14 protein-coding genes and 2 pseudogenes are annotated in these 16,394 nt (G+C 47.2%); 5 read left to right on the top strand and 11 right to left on the bottom strand.

The genetic code is table 11. From position 1 onward, the window contains the following. Window positions 1-2: 2 nt before the first annotated feature. From TREAZ_RS16740 to TREAZ_RS16705, 8 genes and pseudogenes are all read right to left on the bottom strand, one after another. On the bottom strand, window positions 3-305 hold the full coding sequence (locus TREAZ_RS16740; RefSeq protein WP_015713090.1) for a helix-turn-helix domain-containing protein: 303 nt from the start codon (window positions 303-305) through the stop codon (window positions 3-5). A 190-nt stretch (window positions 306-495) separates the two neighbouring features. Further along, the gene (locus tag TREAZ_RS16735; protein WP_015713089.1) at window positions 496-690 is read right to left on the bottom strand and encodes a hypothetical protein; all 195 of its coding nucleotides are present in this window, start codon (window positions 688-690) and stop codon (window positions 496-498) included. A 1-nt stretch (window position 691) separates the two neighbouring features. After that, window positions 692-913: pseudogene (locus tag TREAZ_RS16730) on the bottom strand (DUF3990 domain-containing protein); the annotation flags it as partial. Between the two features lie 71 nt (window positions 914-984). After that, window positions 985-1,440 carry a hypothetical protein gene (locus TREAZ_RS16725; protein WP_015713087.1) on the bottom strand — a complete coding sequence of 152 codons (456 nt, stop codon included), beginning with the start codon at window positions 1,438-1,440 and terminating at the stop codon, window positions 985-987. Further along, window positions 1,437-2,294 (bottom strand): hypothetical protein, encoded by an 858-nt coding sequence (locus TREAZ_RS16720; protein WP_015713086.1) that lies wholly within the window; start codon window positions 2,292-2,294, stop codon window positions 1,437-1,439. The genes TREAZ_RS16725 and TREAZ_RS16720 overlap by 4 nt, the downstream gene beginning before the upstream one ends. A 12-nt stretch (window positions 2,295-2,306) precedes the next feature. After that, window positions 2,307-3,407, bottom strand: a complete 1,101-nt coding sequence (locus TREAZ_RS16715) for a restriction endonuclease subunit S (RefSeq protein WP_043923171.1) — start codon at window positions 3,405-3,407, stop codon at window positions 2,307-2,309. 188 nt (window positions 3,408-3,595) lie between these two features. Beyond that, window positions 3,596-3,937: a phenylpyruvate tautomerase MIF-related protein gene (locus tag TREAZ_RS16710; RefSeq protein ID WP_015713084.1), complete on the bottom strand. Its 342-nt coding sequence runs from the start codon at window positions 3,935-3,937 to the stop codon at window positions 3,596-3,598. 1 nt (window position 3,938) lies between these two features. After that, the gene (locus TREAZ_RS16705; RefSeq protein ID WP_015713083.1) at window positions 3,939-5,543 is read right to left on the bottom strand and encodes a type I restriction-modification system subunit M; all 1,605 of its coding nucleotides are present in this window, start codon (window positions 5,541-5,543) and stop codon (window positions 3,939-3,941) included. Window positions 5,544-5,637: 94 nt separating this feature from the next. On the opposite strand from TREAZ_RS16705, the gene TREAZ_RS16700 reads away from it, so the two are divergent. The 5 genes and pseudogenes from TREAZ_RS16700 to TREAZ_RS16685 all read left to right on the top strand — a co-directional run bounded on the left by TREAZ_RS16700 (window position 5,638) and on the right by TREAZ_RS16685 (window position 11,948). Then, complete coding sequence (locus TREAZ_RS16700; RefSeq protein WP_015713082.1) at window positions 5,638-6,777, top strand: HD domain-containing phosphohydrolase; 1,140 nt, start codon at window positions 5,638-5,640, stop codon at window positions 6,775-6,777. Beyond that, a complete protein-coding gene (locus TREAZ_RS16695; RefSeq protein ID WP_015713081.1) occupies window positions 6,764-9,859 on the top strand; it encodes a hybrid sensor histidine kinase/response regulator in 3,096 nt (1,031 codons plus the stop codon). The genes TREAZ_RS16700 and TREAZ_RS16695 overlap by 14 nt, the downstream gene beginning before the upstream one ends. A gap of 47 nt (window positions 9,860-9,906) precedes the next feature. Then, window positions 9,907-10,493, top strand: a pseudogene (locus TREAZ_RS18810) (AAA family ATPase); the annotation flags it as partial. A 3-nt stretch (window positions 10,494-10,496) separates the two neighbouring features. Then, window positions 10,497-11,345 carry an ATP-binding protein gene (locus TREAZ_RS18805; protein ID WP_425357482.1) on the top strand — a complete coding sequence of 283 codons (849 nt, stop codon included), beginning with the start codon at window positions 10,497-10,499 and terminating at the stop codon, window positions 11,343-11,345. Between the two features lie 63 nt (window positions 11,346-11,408). Continuing rightward, the gene (locus TREAZ_RS16685) at window positions 11,409-11,948 is read left to right on the top strand and encodes a nitroreductase family protein (RefSeq protein WP_015713080.1); all 540 of its coding nucleotides are present in this window, start codon (window positions 11,409-11,411) and stop codon (window positions 11,946-11,948) included. A gap of 209 nt (window positions 11,949-12,157) precedes the next feature. Here TREAZ_RS16685 and TREAZ_RS16680 read toward each other — a convergent pair whose 3' ends face one another. From TREAZ_RS16680 to TREAZ_RS16670, 3 genes are all read right to left on the bottom strand, one after another. Continuing rightward, window positions 12,158-13,267 carry an NAD(+)/NADH kinase gene (locus TREAZ_RS16680; RefSeq protein ID WP_015713079.1) on the bottom strand — a complete coding sequence of 370 codons (1,110 nt, stop codon included), beginning with the start codon at window positions 13,265-13,267 and terminating at the stop codon, window positions 12,158-12,160. A gap of 38 nt (window positions 13,268-13,305) precedes the next feature. Then, window positions 13,306-14,349, bottom strand: coding sequence for an SPFH domain-containing protein (locus TREAZ_RS16675; protein ID WP_015713078.1), 1,044 nt, complete (start codon window positions 14,347-14,349; stop codon window positions 13,306-13,308). 112 nt (window positions 14,350-14,461) lie between these two features. Then, on the bottom strand, window positions 14,462-16,390 hold the full coding sequence (locus tag TREAZ_RS16670; protein ID WP_015713077.1) for an ATP-binding protein: 1,929 nt from the start codon (window positions 16,388-16,390) through the stop codon (window positions 14,462-14,464). Between the last annotated feature and the right edge of the window lie 4 nt (window positions 16,391-16,394).

Raw genomic sequence — 16,394 nt, 5'->3', positions numbered from 1 at the left:
TATCAAGTAGTAGGCATCATTTTATCAAGCTTTGTTTCAGCATGCTGTAGCAAATCTTTGACCCCTTTAATTTGGACTTCTATTTTTTGTTCCTCTGTACTCTTGCCCGCCATAAGATAATCAACAGTAACACCCAGCGTTTTAGCGATATTGTAAGCGTCGATAACCGGCGGGTATATATTTTTTAATATCCATCCGTGAAGGGTATTATAGGATATATTACAAGCCTTTGCGATTTCCACCTGAGTTGTCTTGTTTTTCGTTACCATGAACCTTACACGGTTCCAAAAATCCTGAGCACTCATATTTCCCTCCGAATTTAGAATGGATCTCAGGAGATCCTTCTTATTAAGAAATGGATCCCAGAAGATCCATTTATTCCCTGGTATCAATATACTGAATTTGGAGAAAAAAGCGAAGAAAAAATGACGATTTTAGTGAAGAATTTTGGATAAATAGATAACGACTATTTTCTTGAAGATAAGCAGGCCTTTTTTATTCCTCCTTAAAGAGTGAGAAAATATACAGGGCGCTCTGCCCATAAAGGCCGGTTTCATCGTCCGAAAGGGAAGCTGCCGTTGCGGAAGTATAAAACATGTCCAGGGCCTTTTGTTCGGAGACCGCGTGTTTTTCGGCTATCAATTTTACAATTTCGGGGATGATTGCCGCTTTTATCAAACTGTGGGCCATGTTATAACTCCTCAAATCCGATATACATTAAAAAGGACAGGGCCTTTTCGGTGGCAAAACATATCTGATTATTGATCGTTTCAAATTTCAATTTTTCAAGGGCATCTTCTGGCCGCATAATTCCCTGTACCACAAAGGACACTGTTTCGCCCACATCGTCATTGGCAATTTTGCCGGTAACCATATCGTATCCATGGTTATACTGTATATTACTGCGGCAGGCGCAGACAAAGGTTTTTAAAAAAGTTGCCTGGTACTATCAAGACATACAGATATTTAACCCCCACAATAATTTTAATTATCAGCTTTATTATTATTTTTAAAATTGACAATTATAAAAATACTTTTTGAAGTATCATATAAAATAATTAAGTCATATATAAATAGGGAAATACAAAATGTATCGATAAGTTCCCTATATTCAGAATTTTTTATTAACCAATTTGAATCATTTATTATAAAAAAAATGATAGAAATAATGACTAATATTATTTGCTCTGTTATTGAACTTAGCATTTGTTTTTTTGTATTGATGAAATAATCCTGCTTTAAATTATTAATTATTTCTCGTATTCTGCTTAAAATAATACCAAGGGTGGCGGTGTTAATTGCTAAAAGAGCAATGATAATGGTAATTAAATTTCCTTTTAGGTATTCTGTTAAGTATTGAGAATCCATTATCTTTTGAAATTGAACAATTAAAAAGGAGAATCCTATTGAAATAAGTATATGTATCACTATATTTTTCATTGTAGATTCCTTTTTAGTATTTGTATTATTTCTCCAGGGTCTTTACCAATAATTTCCATCTCGTTTATCTCAATGGTTTTTTTTGTTTTAGAAGTTTGAATTTTTGATTTTAGCCCCTTAACTCTAATCGTAATATTACCTCCCCCTTCACTAGAATATTTAACCAAGTTATTAATCTGACTATTGTCATTTTCAATTTTTAATGATGAGCCAACATCAGATGCAATCGTTAATTGCGATCTTGTAGTATTAGTTGAATATGCTAAATTTTTTAAATCGGTACTTAAATTATGTGAAATATTGGCCATATTTGGAGTAATTAATTCAAATTGAATTTCTTTGATGTTGTTATAATGCTCTGAAATAATATGCCAAAAGTCTTCTATGTTGAATAATGGTTCGAAATGAATCGTCAAGCCATACTCTTTTAATTTATCCGATAAATAATTTTCAATATAGGAAGTTATAGTGTCGATATGCTGAAAAGCTTTCTTACGCTCTTGAATAATTAAATACTGTTTTTTAGGGTCATTCCAGAAATATACCAAAAATGATGGCCAATTCTCCAATTCTTCTTCTGTAAAAATTTTTGTTTCTCTGATCATTGAACGGTTAACTGCAAATTTAAATAATAAAGAATCTTTCTCTTCATTCATATGCTGAACAATGATTTGTGATTTTTCTTTTGTTAGATTTCCAAATGTTTTGAGATATTCTTGAAAAATATCATTTTTCTTTGCAATGAGTTCATCTATACTATTAATATTCTCAAAAAGAAATCCTTGGAATTTTCTATCAATAGGAAGTATTTGGTATCGAAATATAATAAACTTATTGGTTTTCAGCTTTTGCATAATATTTCCTCCTTAATCCACACTCACTTCTCCACTCATTAATTTTGGTAACACCATATCCCGCATCTGCATGAGAGCATTAATTTGCTTCGAATTACCAATTTGCTTTTCCAGTAAAGGATACATCTGTTTTGTCATAGTTTCAAGCTCCTTTTTTAGTGGAACTACTACCATGGCCGCATCCAAATCACCTCTCTTGATATGTCCCATAGTTGTGGCATGGGTCTGAGCAATAGCTATAAATTCTTCTAAATGATATTTACACCACCCAAAATAGAACCACTTGGGGTATTCCTTGGAACTAACTTTGAATAAATGCTGATTCAGAATACAGTCTCCGCCATCCCATATTTTGACCATTAATGACGCTGACCAAGAAAAGATAACATCTCCATTATGAATGATATAATTTTTACTTACGTCAGTTGTGGCCCAATCACATTGTTCGGATATTCCACTACTTAACTCTCTTATTTTTAATACAGGTAATTTTTCGTTATCATTAACGGGAGGATAATTTTGACATGCTAATCCATTAAGAAATTCAGCTATGTCACTTAACGGTTTCTCCTCCCACCTCTCGTCTGCCTCCTCCACAAACCATTGTCGAAACAACGTTTCCGCCATTGCCTTTAAGGTCTTATTCTGCCTATTCAGTAAATCAATTTTATCATCAAGGCTTGACAGGATTGAAACGATAGCTTTTTGTTTACTGATAGAAGGAAGTAAAATAGGTATAGTATTGAGTATTGACAATGTAAGAAATTTTGTTGCTGTTCCATGAGAAGTAAATTCCAAATTTTTTATTTCTTTTTGTAAAGCATAAAATATATATTTATAATCACAAGAATTATTTAGATTAATAATATAGGTTCGTTGATAAGCGTTAAATTTCCCATGGAAATATTTTAATGAAAAAACCCCATTTGCATTATTTCCAGCTAATAATAAGGCTTCTTCATCAAATGCATAGTTATCTATTTTTAATGTTTCCGGTGAACAAGTGAAGAAAGGATAAATCCCATCAGCTGCTGCGGCATTTGAATTTAATTTTCCAGTTTTAAATTTAGCTACATCCCCCAGCTTGCACTCCCGCCACCCGTCCCTGCTCATGCCCGCCTCCATGTCTCACCACCCGACAAACCGAGTGGGGGTAGCGGAGAAGAGTTTTTGGCCTCTGGCCAAAAACCTTCGGAGCGAGGGGGAGCCGCGGCGAATAAGGGTAAAAGGTTTAGCCGGTTCTGTATTACATACACGGTTTTTACAGTGCTCCCCCTTTTTATGCTCTTCATGATTCTTCCTTAGTGGAACTCGCCGTCGTAGCCCCAGTTTTCGTATTCGCTGATGGTGAGGTATTGGCGGTCTGGTTTTATGCCGTATTCGGCGGTGATAAAATCGAAGAGTTTTTTGGTGAAGGTTTTTTTGGCGTCTTCTTTGGTTTTGGTGTAGACGCGGAGGTCGATGTAGACGGAGGGGGTTTCTGTTCCGCCCATGTAGACGGCGCCTGAGTCCTGGATGTGGACGATGAGGTCGGGTTCGGTTTTGCCGGGGATGATGGTGATGAGGCGGCCGAGTTCGGCTTTGAGTTTTTCTTTTTCTGCGCTGTTTAGTTTTTGTCCGATGGTTACTGAAATAAATGGCATTTTAGTTTTCCTTTAAACTTCTATTTTTAGGGGCCGCGTTGGCGGTTCCTTTTTTGGGTTCGGGATTTATTTTCTTGAGGTTTTCCAGTATCTGCTTGTTAAGACGCGCTTCTTCTTTGAGCTGGGCTTCGAACTCGGCTTTAAGGCTGGTGAAGCGGGTGGCAAAGTCAAAGTCGTCTTCTTCGTCGGGGAGGCCGACGTAGCGGCCGGGGGTAAGGACGTGATCAAGGTCTCTGACGCGGTCTATGAGGGCGGAGGAGCAAAAGCCTTTGATGTCTTGGTAGGAGGGGTTCGCGCTGCGCCAGTGGTGATAGGTTTCGGCAATTTGCGCGATGTCTTCGGGGGCGAGTTCGCGGGTGCGGCGGTTGATGAGGCGGCCGAGGCTGCGGGCGTCGATAAAGAGGATTTCGGCGGAGCGGGGGCCTCGGGCTTTGCTGCGGGAGAGGAACCAGAGGCAGGCGGGGATTTGGGTGTTGAGAAAGAGTTTGGCCGGGAGGTTGACGATGCAGTCTACGAGCTGCGCTTCGATGAGGGCTTTGCGGATGTCGCCTTCGCCTGAGCTCTTTGAGGTGAGGGAGCCTTTGGCAAGGACGAAGCCGGCAGTTCCTTTGGGGGCCAGGTGGTAGAGGAAGTGTTGTATCCAGGCGTAGTTGGCGTTTCCTGCGGGCGGGGTTCCGTACTGCCAGCGGGCGTCGGTGCGGAGGAGTTCCCCGGACCAGTCGCTGTCGTTAAAAGGGGGATTGGCGATGACGAAATCGGCCTTGAGGTCACGGTGGGCGTCTTTGAGAAAGGAGCCTTCGTTGTTCCACGATACCTGGGAGCTTTCGATTCCCCGGATGGCGAGGTTCATTTTGGCAAGGCGCCAGGTGGTGTGGTTGCTTTCCTGGCCGTATATCGAAATGTCCTTGAGGCGGCCCCGGTGGTTGGCTACAAATTTTTCGGACTGGACAAACATGCCGCCGGAACCGCAGCAGGGGTCAAAGACCCGGCCTTTGTAGGGTTCCAGCATGGAGACTAACAGTTCTACTACGCTTCGGGGGGTGTAGAACTGGCCGCCTTTCTTGCCTTCTGCGAGGGCGAACTCTCCGAGAAAATATTCAAACACGTGGCCCAGAAGGTCGGCGCTCCGGGCCTCGGCTGTTCCCAGGGCGGTGTTGCTGACAAGGTCTACCAGGGCGCCGAGGTTCACGGGGTCGAGGTTGCCCCGGGCGTAGACTTTGGGGAGTACGTCCTTTAACGAGGGGTTGTCTTTTTCGATGGCGTCCATGGCGGCGTCGATATCTTTGCCTATGGAAACCTGTTTTGCCCGTGAACGGATACGGGTCCAGCGGGCGTTTTCGGGGACAAAGAAAATATTTTCCGCCAGGTACTCGTCCCGGTCTTCGGGGTCGGCGCCTTTGTATTCGCCTTTTCCGGAGGTCAATTTTTCGTGGAGTTCCTCGAAGGCGTCGGAGATGTACTTGAGGAAGATGAGGCCCAGGACGATGTGCTTGTATTCTGCGGCGTCGATGTTTTTCCGCAGTTTGTCTGCGGCTTTCCAGAGTTGTTTTTCTATCGGTTCTGCGGAGGCGGGGGGCTTCGCGGAGATATTCTTTTGTTTTGCCATGATACTCCGGTCATTGATTTACAGTTAAATATACCCAAAAATAAAAAATAATTCTATACCAATGACGACAAAATGCCTATTTTAAGCAGTATATATGAATTGTCAGTCCCCGTATTCCGTGGAAAATGGCCGCAAGAGAATCCTCCTGGTTGATGATAGCCAGGTCAACCTGAAAATGGCGCGCAACACCCTGATGAACAAGTACGATGTGTTTACTGTTCCCAGCGCGGAAAAGATGTTTCTTTTCCTGGAATCGAATCCTGCGGATCTTATCCTGCTGGATATACTGATGCCGAATGTCAGCGGCTACAAAGCTATCAGCGTTTTAAAGAAAAACGAAAAAACCAGGGATATACCGGTTATATTTTTAACCTCCAAGTCCGATCCGGGAAGCGAGCTCGAAGGCTTTAATCTGGGGGCGGTGGATTATATCGCCAAACCTTTTTCGCCGCCCCTGCTTATCAAACGGGTTGATGCGCACATGCTGGTGGAATCCCAAAAGCGGGAACTCCAGTATTTGAACGACAACCTTCAGCATCTGGTAGATGAAAAAACCGGCGCGGTCTTAAGCCTGCAGAACGGCATCCTCAAAACCATAAGCAATCTGGTGGAATGGAGGGATGATGTTACAGGGGAACACGTGGAACGGACCGAATATTCTTTGCGCATCCTGACGGAAGCAATGCGGAAAAAGCAGGTCTACATTGATGAGCTTGAAAACTGGAACCTGGAGCTGTTTTTCCAGTCGGCCCAGCTGCACGATGTGGGGAAAATCGCCATCAGGGATCAGATCCTGCTGAAGACTTCCAGGCTGACTCCGGAAGAATTTGAGGAGATGAAGAAACACACCACCTTCGGCGAAAGGATCATTAAAAAAATACAGGAAGGCGCAAAGGAAACTGTCTTTCTGACCCATGCCCGGATTATGGCCGGTTCCCATCACGAAAAATGGGACGGGTCCGGGTATCCCCGGGGTCTTGCGGGGGAGGACATTCCCCTTCAGGGAAGGATCATGGCCGTCGTGGATGTTTACGACGCCCTGGTTTCGCAGCGGCCCTATAAAAAGGCATTTTCGCCTGACGAGGCGGCCGGGATAATCGGAAGCGAGAAGGGGCGCCACTTTGATCCCCGTATCACGGATATTTTTCTGGAGGTTTATCCGCAATTCAGGCTGCCTGTCCAAGTCCTGCATTTTGAAGAACCTGCAGGGGAAGAAAAAGATGTACCCGCTTAAGGCCACGAAGACCAACCGGATCGCGGTGCAGCTTGTCTTTGTTTTTTCCGCTTTTTTTCTGATGATACTGGTGAGCTATTTCTTTGTCCGCAACATTCTGGAAAAACAGATCGATGTAGCAGCGGCGGGCACCCTGAAAACGGCGGAACTCAGGCTGTACTCCACCCTGCAGAAATCTGAACTGATCCTGACAGAAGCATCCTACTTGATCCGGAAGCGGCTTTTCTCTGGGCAGAAGGAAGACATTCAGTCTTTTCTCAGGGAGTATGTCGAGTGGATAGGCGAATCGGAGGATTGCGAAAACTGCACTTTTGAATTTGTCGATCTCTACGGCTGCTTCCGGGACCAATTTGCAAGCGGTTCCGGCTGGGAATTCCCGGATTCTTATGTACCCCAGGAAAGGCCCTGGTATACTGCGGCCCGGGACAACCCCCGCGAGATAGCCGTCACCGCCCTCTACACCAATCTCGCCACCGGGGAAAAGGTTATTTCCGTATCAAAAAGCCTCTACGGCAGCGAAGAGGAATTCTACGGCGTTATCGCCATGGATCTATCCATAAGCGGCATCGCCGAATATGTGGAGAACATGAGCATCGCCGAAGGGGGCTACGGCATGATGCTGAACCAGGACCTTGCCTTTGTCATCCACCCCGATCCGGCGCGGATAGGCGAATATCTGGGACGGTTCAGCCAGGACCATGAAAAAGTCGCAGATATACTGCGCTCGGGGGAAATAAAAACCGCCGCAATGCAGATACTGGACCGGGAAAACAAAATCATGGCGACCTATTACAAACAGCTTTTTAACGGCTGGTATGTAGGTTTGGCAACTCCCCTGAAAAGCTACTACGAGGGTCTGCGGCACATGTCCATCGTGCTCTCCGCTCAGGGGATCATCCTGGTGTCCTTTTTAAGTTACCTTCTGGTCCGCCTCAACAGGGAAAAGATCAAATCGGAAATGGAAAACAGGAGCAAATCGGCTTTTTTGGCGAAAATGAGCCACGAGATAAGAACCCCCATGAATTCCATTCTGGGTATGTCCGAACTCATCATGCGCAAGGATATCCCCGGCAATATTTACGAATACATTTCGATCATCAATCAGGCGGGGAATTCCCTGCTGGCAATTATCAACGATATTCTTGATCTTTCAAAAATTGAATCCGGCCAGATGAAGCCGGAGTCGAAGGCTTATTATTTTTCATCCCTGATAAACGATGTAGTCAACATGATCGGCATCCGCTTTACCGACAGGCCGGTTGATTTTTTTGTTGATATCGACAGCGCCATTCCGGCCCAGCTTTTTGGGGACGAGGCCAGGATACGGCAGATTCTGTTCAACCTGCTTAACAATGCGGCTAAATACACCAAAGAGGGATTTGTGGCTCTGAGCGTCAAATCAACAATAACCGGCAAAGAAAAACTGGAACTGGAATTTGCGGTGAGCGACAGCGGGATCGGCATAAAGGAAGAGGACCAAAAAAATCTGTTTAACGAATTTGCCAGGATGAACCTTTCCCAAAACCAGGGGATCGAGGGTACCGGCCTCGGTCTTCCCATTGCCCTGAATCTCTGCAAGGCCATGGAGGGGGACATCACCGTGGAAAGCAGCTACGGCGGAGGCTCCACTTTTATCGCCAGGATTGTGCAGGGCTTTACAGACCCGAAGAAGACAGCCGCCCTTGAACGACCCATTGCGAAGGGAGTGCTGATTCTGGAGGAGCGTCCCCGCTTTTACCGGTTTTTAAACGCGGCCCTGGAAGGCCTCGGTGTATCCCCCCGGCGCGCCGAAAACCTGGACATATTTACAGAGGAACTTGAAAAGGGGGCCTACGATTTTGCCTTTGTATCCTCAAAACATGCCGCCGATTCTGTAGCCGCAATGGGGGAAAATCCTTCTCCTCCCCATTTGGTGATCATGGTGGAAAAGGGAGAAGGAACAGCCTACCGGGATATCAACTGCATACTCATGCCGGTTTATTCCATCACCATGGCCAATGTGCTCAACGGCACTTCCGCCGGAGGATTTTTGCCCCAGGATCATCACGGGGTGGAATTTACCGCCCCCTCCATACGGGTGCTGATTGTTGATGATATTTCCACCAACCTGTGGGTCGCCAAGGAACTTATGGCCGCTTACGGCATGGACATCGACACCTGCCTTTCCGGTTCCCAGGCAGTGGAAATGATAAAAAACAGCCACTACGATCTTGTTTTTCTGGATCATATGATGCCCGGCATGGACGGCCTTGAAGTTGCCGCTGAAATCAGGGCCATGGGAAAAACCGACGAATACTACCGGAAGCTGCCCCTTGTCATGCTCACCGCAAACGCCCTTGCAGGACAGCGGGAACTCTTTCTGAAAAGCGGGGCCGATGATTTTCTCGCAAAGCCTATTGAGACAAAGAAACTCAACGCCATACTGGAAAAATGGATACCCCGGGAAAAACGGATAAACTCCATCGCCGAAGAAGCCCGCCATCCCGGTGAAAAAAGCCCGCCCCTCCCCAGCATACCGGGACTTGATCAGATCCGGGGCATGCATAATTCCGGGGACGATCCGGCGATCTACCTGGATATACTTTCCTCCTTTATACAGGACGGGGAGGACAAGGCGGCGGAATTGGCAGAGGCCGCGGAAAAAGGGGACCTCCGCCTCTATGCCATTCTTGTCCATGCCCTCAAAGGCGCAGCCCGCAGCGTAGGCGCCCTCGAGTTCGGAGACGCTGCGGCGCTCATGGAAGAAGCGGCCCGGCGAAAAGACCCAGAGGCCGTGAGGGAAAAAACAGCCCCCCTGCTGGAAAAGCTCAAGTCCCTGCTAAACAGCATACACGATGCCCTCCTTAACGAAGCGGCCCAGACGGAAACAGCTGTCCCAGGGCTTGAGGAACTCAAAAACGCCCTCGCCGGAATGAACATTGAAGAAGTGAACAAGCTGCTCCTGAATTATACGCTTATGCCCCTGGATAAAAAAACAAGGAACCGCATAACGGAGATAGAACAATTTATCCTGATGTTCGAATATGACAAGGCGGTTAAATGCATTGACCGGCTGCTGGCCTTGACGGTATCAAACTCCTGAAGTAAAATTAGTGTATCACGATTAAGTGTTTTATAAGACACTGAATCGTGATACAGCAAATTGATATCAGGAGAAAGATCGTGTTTGTAGGCAGGAAAAATGAACTGGAAAGCCTCCACCGCCGTTTTGATGGAAAGGACTTTGAATTTGCCGTTATTTACGGCCGGAGAAGGGTGGGAAAGACAGCGCTGATAGGCGAATTTATAAAGGACAAAAGAGCCGTTTTTTTACTGCCCGGGAGACAAACGCCCAGGAAAATCTCGAGCTTTTCAGCCGGAGTATTCATACTGTGTATAAAAAACCCGAAGGCACCCGGAATAGCAGCGGCCCGGTTTATAAAAATTTTGATGATGCCCTTGATTTTTTGTTTCAGGAAGCACGCACATCCCGTCTTATCCTGGTGATAGACGAATTCCCCTATCTGGCCAAGGCCTGGCCGGGTATTTCTTCGGCGCTGCAGGCAAAGATAGATCACCGGCCTCCCGGCTGCAAGCTCTTTCTTATTCTCTGCGGATCTTCTCTTTCCTTTATGGAAAATCATGTATTGGGTTATCAAAGCCCCCTCTATGGACGCCGTACTACGCAATATAAAATACAGCCAATGGATTTTTTTGAAACTGCCGAATTTATCCCGTCCATGAGCCGTTTTGACAAGGCCTGTGCATACGCCATGTCAGGCGGAATACCCCTGTATGCGGTCCTTTTCAGCGGCCGCAGATCCTTAAAGGAAAATGTAATAGCCCACTTTTTGTCTCCCTCGGGCTTTCTGTTTGAAGAACCGGAAAACCTCCTCAAGCAGGAACTGCGGGAACCGGCAAGCTGCAATGCCCTCATCAGGGAAATTGCTTCGGGAACTACTCGGCTTGGCGAGCTTGCGTCGAAGACCGGTTTTGATACTGCACGAGTAAGCCATATGCTAAAGACGCTTATGGATCTGGGCATTGTCATAAAAGAATCCCCTGCAGAAATTTCTTTAAAAACCGGCAGAAAAGCGATCTACCGCATCGGAGACGGATTATATCAATTCTGGTATTGCTTTATACCGCCGCTTATTGAGCTCGTCCAACGGAACAGGGGCGAAGAGGCCTGGAAAATCATTGAATCAGGTTTATCAACCTACATGGGCAGGATCTTTGAAGAAATCTGTAAACAGTTCCTCTGGCGGGAAAATGCCGCAGACCCCAGGCCCTTTGTGTTTCAATCCATCGGCCGCTGGTGGGGCAATGATCCGCTCCGAAAAGAAGAAGCTGAAATTGACCTTGTCGCCTTTCAGGGAAAGGAGTCGGCGCTTTTTTGTGAGTGCAAATGGAAAAATGAAAAAACCGGAACCGATGTACTCAATGCGCTCATCGCTAAATCCGCGCAATTCAATTATGCGAAAAAATACTACCGGATTTTTTCAAAAAGCGGATTTGCTGCATCATGCGTCAAAGCCGCGAAAGAAGCCGGAAATGTTCAGCTGACGATCTTTGACGAAATGTGCTGAATATGAGCCGTAAGGACAAGTGCCGCCAGTTTGGTATATGCTATTAAAAAGGAGCATCCTGATATGCACTATGATGATTTTTTAGACCTTTGTAAACAACGGCAGAGCTGCCGCGGTTTTTCAGATCAACCCGTGGAGCATGATAAACTGGTTCTATGTGTAGAAGCGGGCCGCTTAGCCCATTCCGGCTGCAATGCCCAGCCCTGGAGTTTTGCGGTAGTAGAAAATCCTGATATGGTGACTCAAATAGCGCAATGCGGACAACAGTTAAAGCAAAATGTTTGGCTGGAAACAACAAAAGCCTTTATCATCATTTTTGAAGAGCATGCGGTTTTAAGTCCTGTTATCAGTTGTTTTCTCGATAGTCAATATTATGCGAAAGGCGATTTAGGAGCGGCTGCCGCCTATGTTTGCCTTGAAGCTGCCTCACAGGGACTTGGAAGCTGTATCATTGGGCTTTATGATCGCAAAAAGATTTGTGAATTGTTGCATATTCAAAGGGATAAGCAATTCGGTTCGGTAATTGCCCTGGGGTATCCTCCCAATGACATCATCCGTCCTAAAAAACGGAAAGCATTTGAAGATATTGTTCGGTTTGTATAAGCGTGAGAAAACTCACTCGCCTGACAAGACAGGCCGTATCAACATTTTTAGCCTAACGGGATCTCTATTCGCACCATGGTTCTATACCGATAGTTTATCTAGCGCAAAATACACTGTTGACGGTACTATTTTACCCGTTTCAACGGAACCTGGTCAAAGCAATAAGTCCGACACAGCTCGCCATGTCCCTTGGGCCGTTATCGGAATATTCATACCACGATCCTTCCCCGCTTGTCCGCCAGGGTGATGACCGCTTCGGTTCCTGAATTAAAACTGATAAAGTCGCTTTCGATGCCGTCGCTGAAGATGACGCCGCTTTCCCCCATGAGGGATTCGATGCGCAGGGGCGCCTTGGCGGAAACAGTTCCGAACACCAGATTGGTTCCCGTGGTTTTGCTGGGGAAGGGTTCCCGCACTGCGAAGATGAGTTCGGCGCTGGACCACTTCCCCACCACCTTTGAAAGTTCCGAAGGGCCATAGGTTTTCTTTTTTTTGCTCAGCCGGGCAGCCTTAGCCTCGGCAAAGACAGGCGCTGCCGCTATCTCCGCCATCATATTACTGGAGACCGAATTAATTCTGGCATTCTCGTTGACATATACCTCTTCATCGACCTCGGTTACATCATCACGTTCCTGGCCTGAGCCGTAGGGCCGGCCTATGACCGAGGCGGAGATCCGGGAGGCTCCGGCAATGACGCTCTTCATCCAGCCGGTGGAACCGAGGCCGGTGGAAACAATGATCCCGCTGGAGGACTGGTTTTCCTTGAGGCCCCCGTACTTGATCACGTACCGGGCGCTGGTGTGGGTTTTCTGCCCGATGAAAAAATCGTTCACCGCGAGAAGTTCCTGGCCATTCTGAACCCTGGCCTTGGCCATGGTTACTTCTTCGTATTTGCGTTTGCCCAAAATTGTTTCTTCCACGATCCTGGAGACCTCGGCAGGCTTAAAGGGGAGGAGCACTCCGTCCCAGCGCTCAGGATCGGGATTGACGCCGATCACCGGCTGCCCTGCAAGGTATTTGAGGGTATTCGCCACCAGCCCGTCCTGGCCCACCACGACCACCATATCATCAGGGGAAAAAATAAAATTGGGAAGGAACTTGCGATCCAGGAGCTGGATGTTCCCCAGCTCCTCCAGGCTGCGCCGGACAAGGCGCAGGGAATCGCCGTACTGTTGGTGTTCTGTCTCGTACTCGTCAAAATCGCTTCCCAGCTGATTCACATAAAACCGCGCCTGGGAAATCGTGTTCTGGCTTTCCAGCACTTTTTCCAGGCGGGTTGCCCGGGTTACAATGACAAGACGGTTCTCAAATTTTTTCATGCCTGCAAAGATATACGGCGCAGCAATTCTGCCGCCATTTAGCGTTCCCGATCCGAACGGGGCCGGGGCTGGGGATTTTGCTGTATAATAGTAGAAAGCAGATCCGGAGTGATATTGAGGTTCCCGATTTTTTCCGCTTTGTCGGCAATACCCTGGAAGGCGAGGGCCATGAGGCGGCCCGAATCCAGCCCGCCGTTAGACAGGGCTTTCAGGGTTTCCACATCCATTTCCTGATAGACCTTCATGAGTTCCCGCAGGGCATAGGCTTTGGTATCGGCCTCTATTTTTTCGTTCCGGGCCTTGAGGTCCACCAGCTCCTTGTTCCGCTCTTCCTGCTGAACCATAAAGGCAAGCTGCGCCTCTTCCATAGAGAGCCTTTTCCGCTGGGCCTGGGCCTCGGTTTCGAGCCGTGTCTCCTGAATTTCCCGGTTTTTGTTTTCCACCGCAATTTCCGTGTTAAGCTCGCTTTCGCGGATGATCCGTTCCTGCTCCACCGCGTAATTCCTGCGCTGAAAAATCGCCTGATCCGATTCCTTGAGAATGGCTTCGCGGGTCTCCGCTTCCAGGGCCTTGGCAGTTTCGGGATTCGGTTTGATGGCCGCGATAGTCACCGAAAGTATTTCAACCCCCAGGCTGGTAACCATTACATGCTCCGCCAGCGCCTTATAAGCCTGCTGGGCTACCTCGTCAGAGGCGGTAATGGCCTCTTTAAGGAGAAGTTTCTTCACCGCCCCTTTTACCGTAATCTGCACCAGGCTGATAAGCCGGTCCGGGAGTTTCTGGGGATCGTCGGAAACATAATTATCATGATCGTCCACAGTGTAATTCAGCATCTTCGCTGTCTTGGCAGGGTCGGCTATCCTGAAGGTAAGCTGCCCCTGAATGGAAAGTGCCTGAAAGTCCGAGGAATTTTCGGCGAACATAAAGGGGGCGTCGGCGCTGCCGACAGGAACCGCCACCAGGGAGGTAGTAGGCGCGTAATACCAAAATGAAAGCCCCTCCCCCTGGGCAGCGATCCGGCCTTTCTTATACCTGAAAACATAAAGGCCCGGCTCAAATTTAACAAACCGAAAACCAAACATACTCACCCCCTGAATTGTGCAAGTTATTCACGAGGAAAGTATAACACCTGTGATAGTGGCTGAAAAGACCTGACACAGATGGGAAATTTGTGTTATCGTTCAGCCTTTTTACCTACTGGTCCGAGAATGGAATTAAAAGTGTGAATGTCGTGCCCTGATCCAAACGGCTTTGCAGTTTTATTTCTCCGTGAAGATCCTTGACCCGGGCCCGGACGAGGCTCAATCCCATGCCCCGGCCTGCATGGGCGCCTTCATCTTTGGAGGTGCTGAATCCGGGCATAAAAATTACCTGGGCCAGGAGGGTTTTATTTTCTTTGTTTTTCTGGATGAGGCCCTGCCGTTCTGCTTTTTCGCTGATGCGGTTAAAATCAAGGCCCCGGCCGTCGTCTTTGAGAACGATTTTAAGCGTGCTTTTTTTAGTCTGCATGGAAAGGTCTATCACGCCTGTGGGGTCCTTCCCCTTGGCCGCCCGTTCATCCGGCAGCTCTATACCGTGATATATGGCGTTGCGGATAAGCTGTATGATTATTTCTTTGACTTCCCTCCGGGGTATCCTTTGCAGAAGCTCCGGGTCCACTGCTTCCATGCTGAAGCGTACCTGCTTGTTCAGATCCTGGGAAATACGGGCGCAGGCCTGCCTGAAGGATTCAAGCATCATATTATCAACATTGTCGAGGGTTTTTTCCTTGTCAAAGTTCCGTATGCGCCCAATGATTTCCTCAAGCTTGTCCTGTTCCGCAAGTATATTTTCCACGCCGACTACCAGATGAAGCATTTTCGAAAAGCTGGTGTCTTCATCCTGCTGCAATTTTTTTATTTCCGATTCCAGGTCATGCAGTTTGCCGCCGAAATCTTCCAGGCCCAGGATATACGCATCGGATTTTATCGCATGCACCAGCTGGTATATCTCTATCAGCGCTTCGCTTGATTCAACATCCTTGTTCTTGAGGATGGCAGTGATGCGGTCGGAATTGTATACCACATCGGACATGAATTCGCTGAAAATAGCGGGGTCCAGCTGGATAACCTCAAAGAGGGACCGCATTTCCGATTCCCTTTTCTGCTGCTCCTGCTGAAGCTGTTTCTGCAGCAGCGTTTCCCGGGAAATATCGGTAATGGTTGCAAGAATAAACAGCTGCCCACTGCCCTGGTCGATAGAAGCAAATTCACAGCGCAGGGTTTTTTCCTGGCGCGATGTAACGCTGACATAATTCAGCTCATCCATGGGATTCATGCTGTCGAGTTTGCTTGCGCTCACCAAACGGTTCACCACCATGGTAAAATAATCCCGTACGCTTTCCATTTCCTTGGCACTGAACGAAAAGGAGAGAAGGTCCGTAAAATACTTCCCCGCCAGATCTTTCTCTACCAATATTTCTTCCAGGGCCGCAGAATAATTGCCCTGAATGACAAAATCCTTGTCCATAAGGAAAATCCCCGCTTTGAGATTGTCCTGCATAATGGTTATGGCATCCCGTTGGGCTTTAAGATTACGATTGGCTTCTTCTATTTCCGTGACATCGTGGAAAAGAAGCATGGCGCCTTCGTACTCTCTCCGGGGATTAATCATGGGCAGCACCGCGACTGTATATTCATGGGGATTGTCAGAATTAAGAAAACGGGTGCCCGTAAGTTCGACAAGGGTTTTCTTTTGTACCGCCTTTTCCAATGCTTCTTTGAGTTCTATAGCAAGAGTGCTGCCGGTAAAAACACCTGACAATTCCGCAAAGTTTTTTCCAATAACTGTATTACTGTCGCTTACGTGCAGGAATTCAAGAAAGGTTTTGGTGCAATAAGAAAGCCTTCCCTCTTGATCCAAAAGCAGCAGGAGGTCATAGCTGTTTTCCATGAGCAGCCTTAAGAATTTGTCCCCTTCCCGTTCTTCCGTAGTTTGGGCGGCCTGCTGATCCGCCTTCATGAGGGCAATGTTTTTTTCCCGTTTTTGAGCTTCCTGCAAATGGACAAGTTCGCGCTCTTTTTTGCGGTACCCAAGCTCCAGTTCTTTGATCCGCTGCTGCAGGGTTTCTACGGTATCACTCATAAAA

This window comes from Leadbettera azotonutricia ZAS-9 (assembly GCF_000214355.1).
Classification (GTDB): Bacteria; Spirochaetota; Spirochaetia; order Treponematales; family Breznakiellaceae; genus Leadbettera; species Leadbettera azotonutricia.
This window is presented reverse-complemented; position numbering and strand designations above follow the sequence as displayed.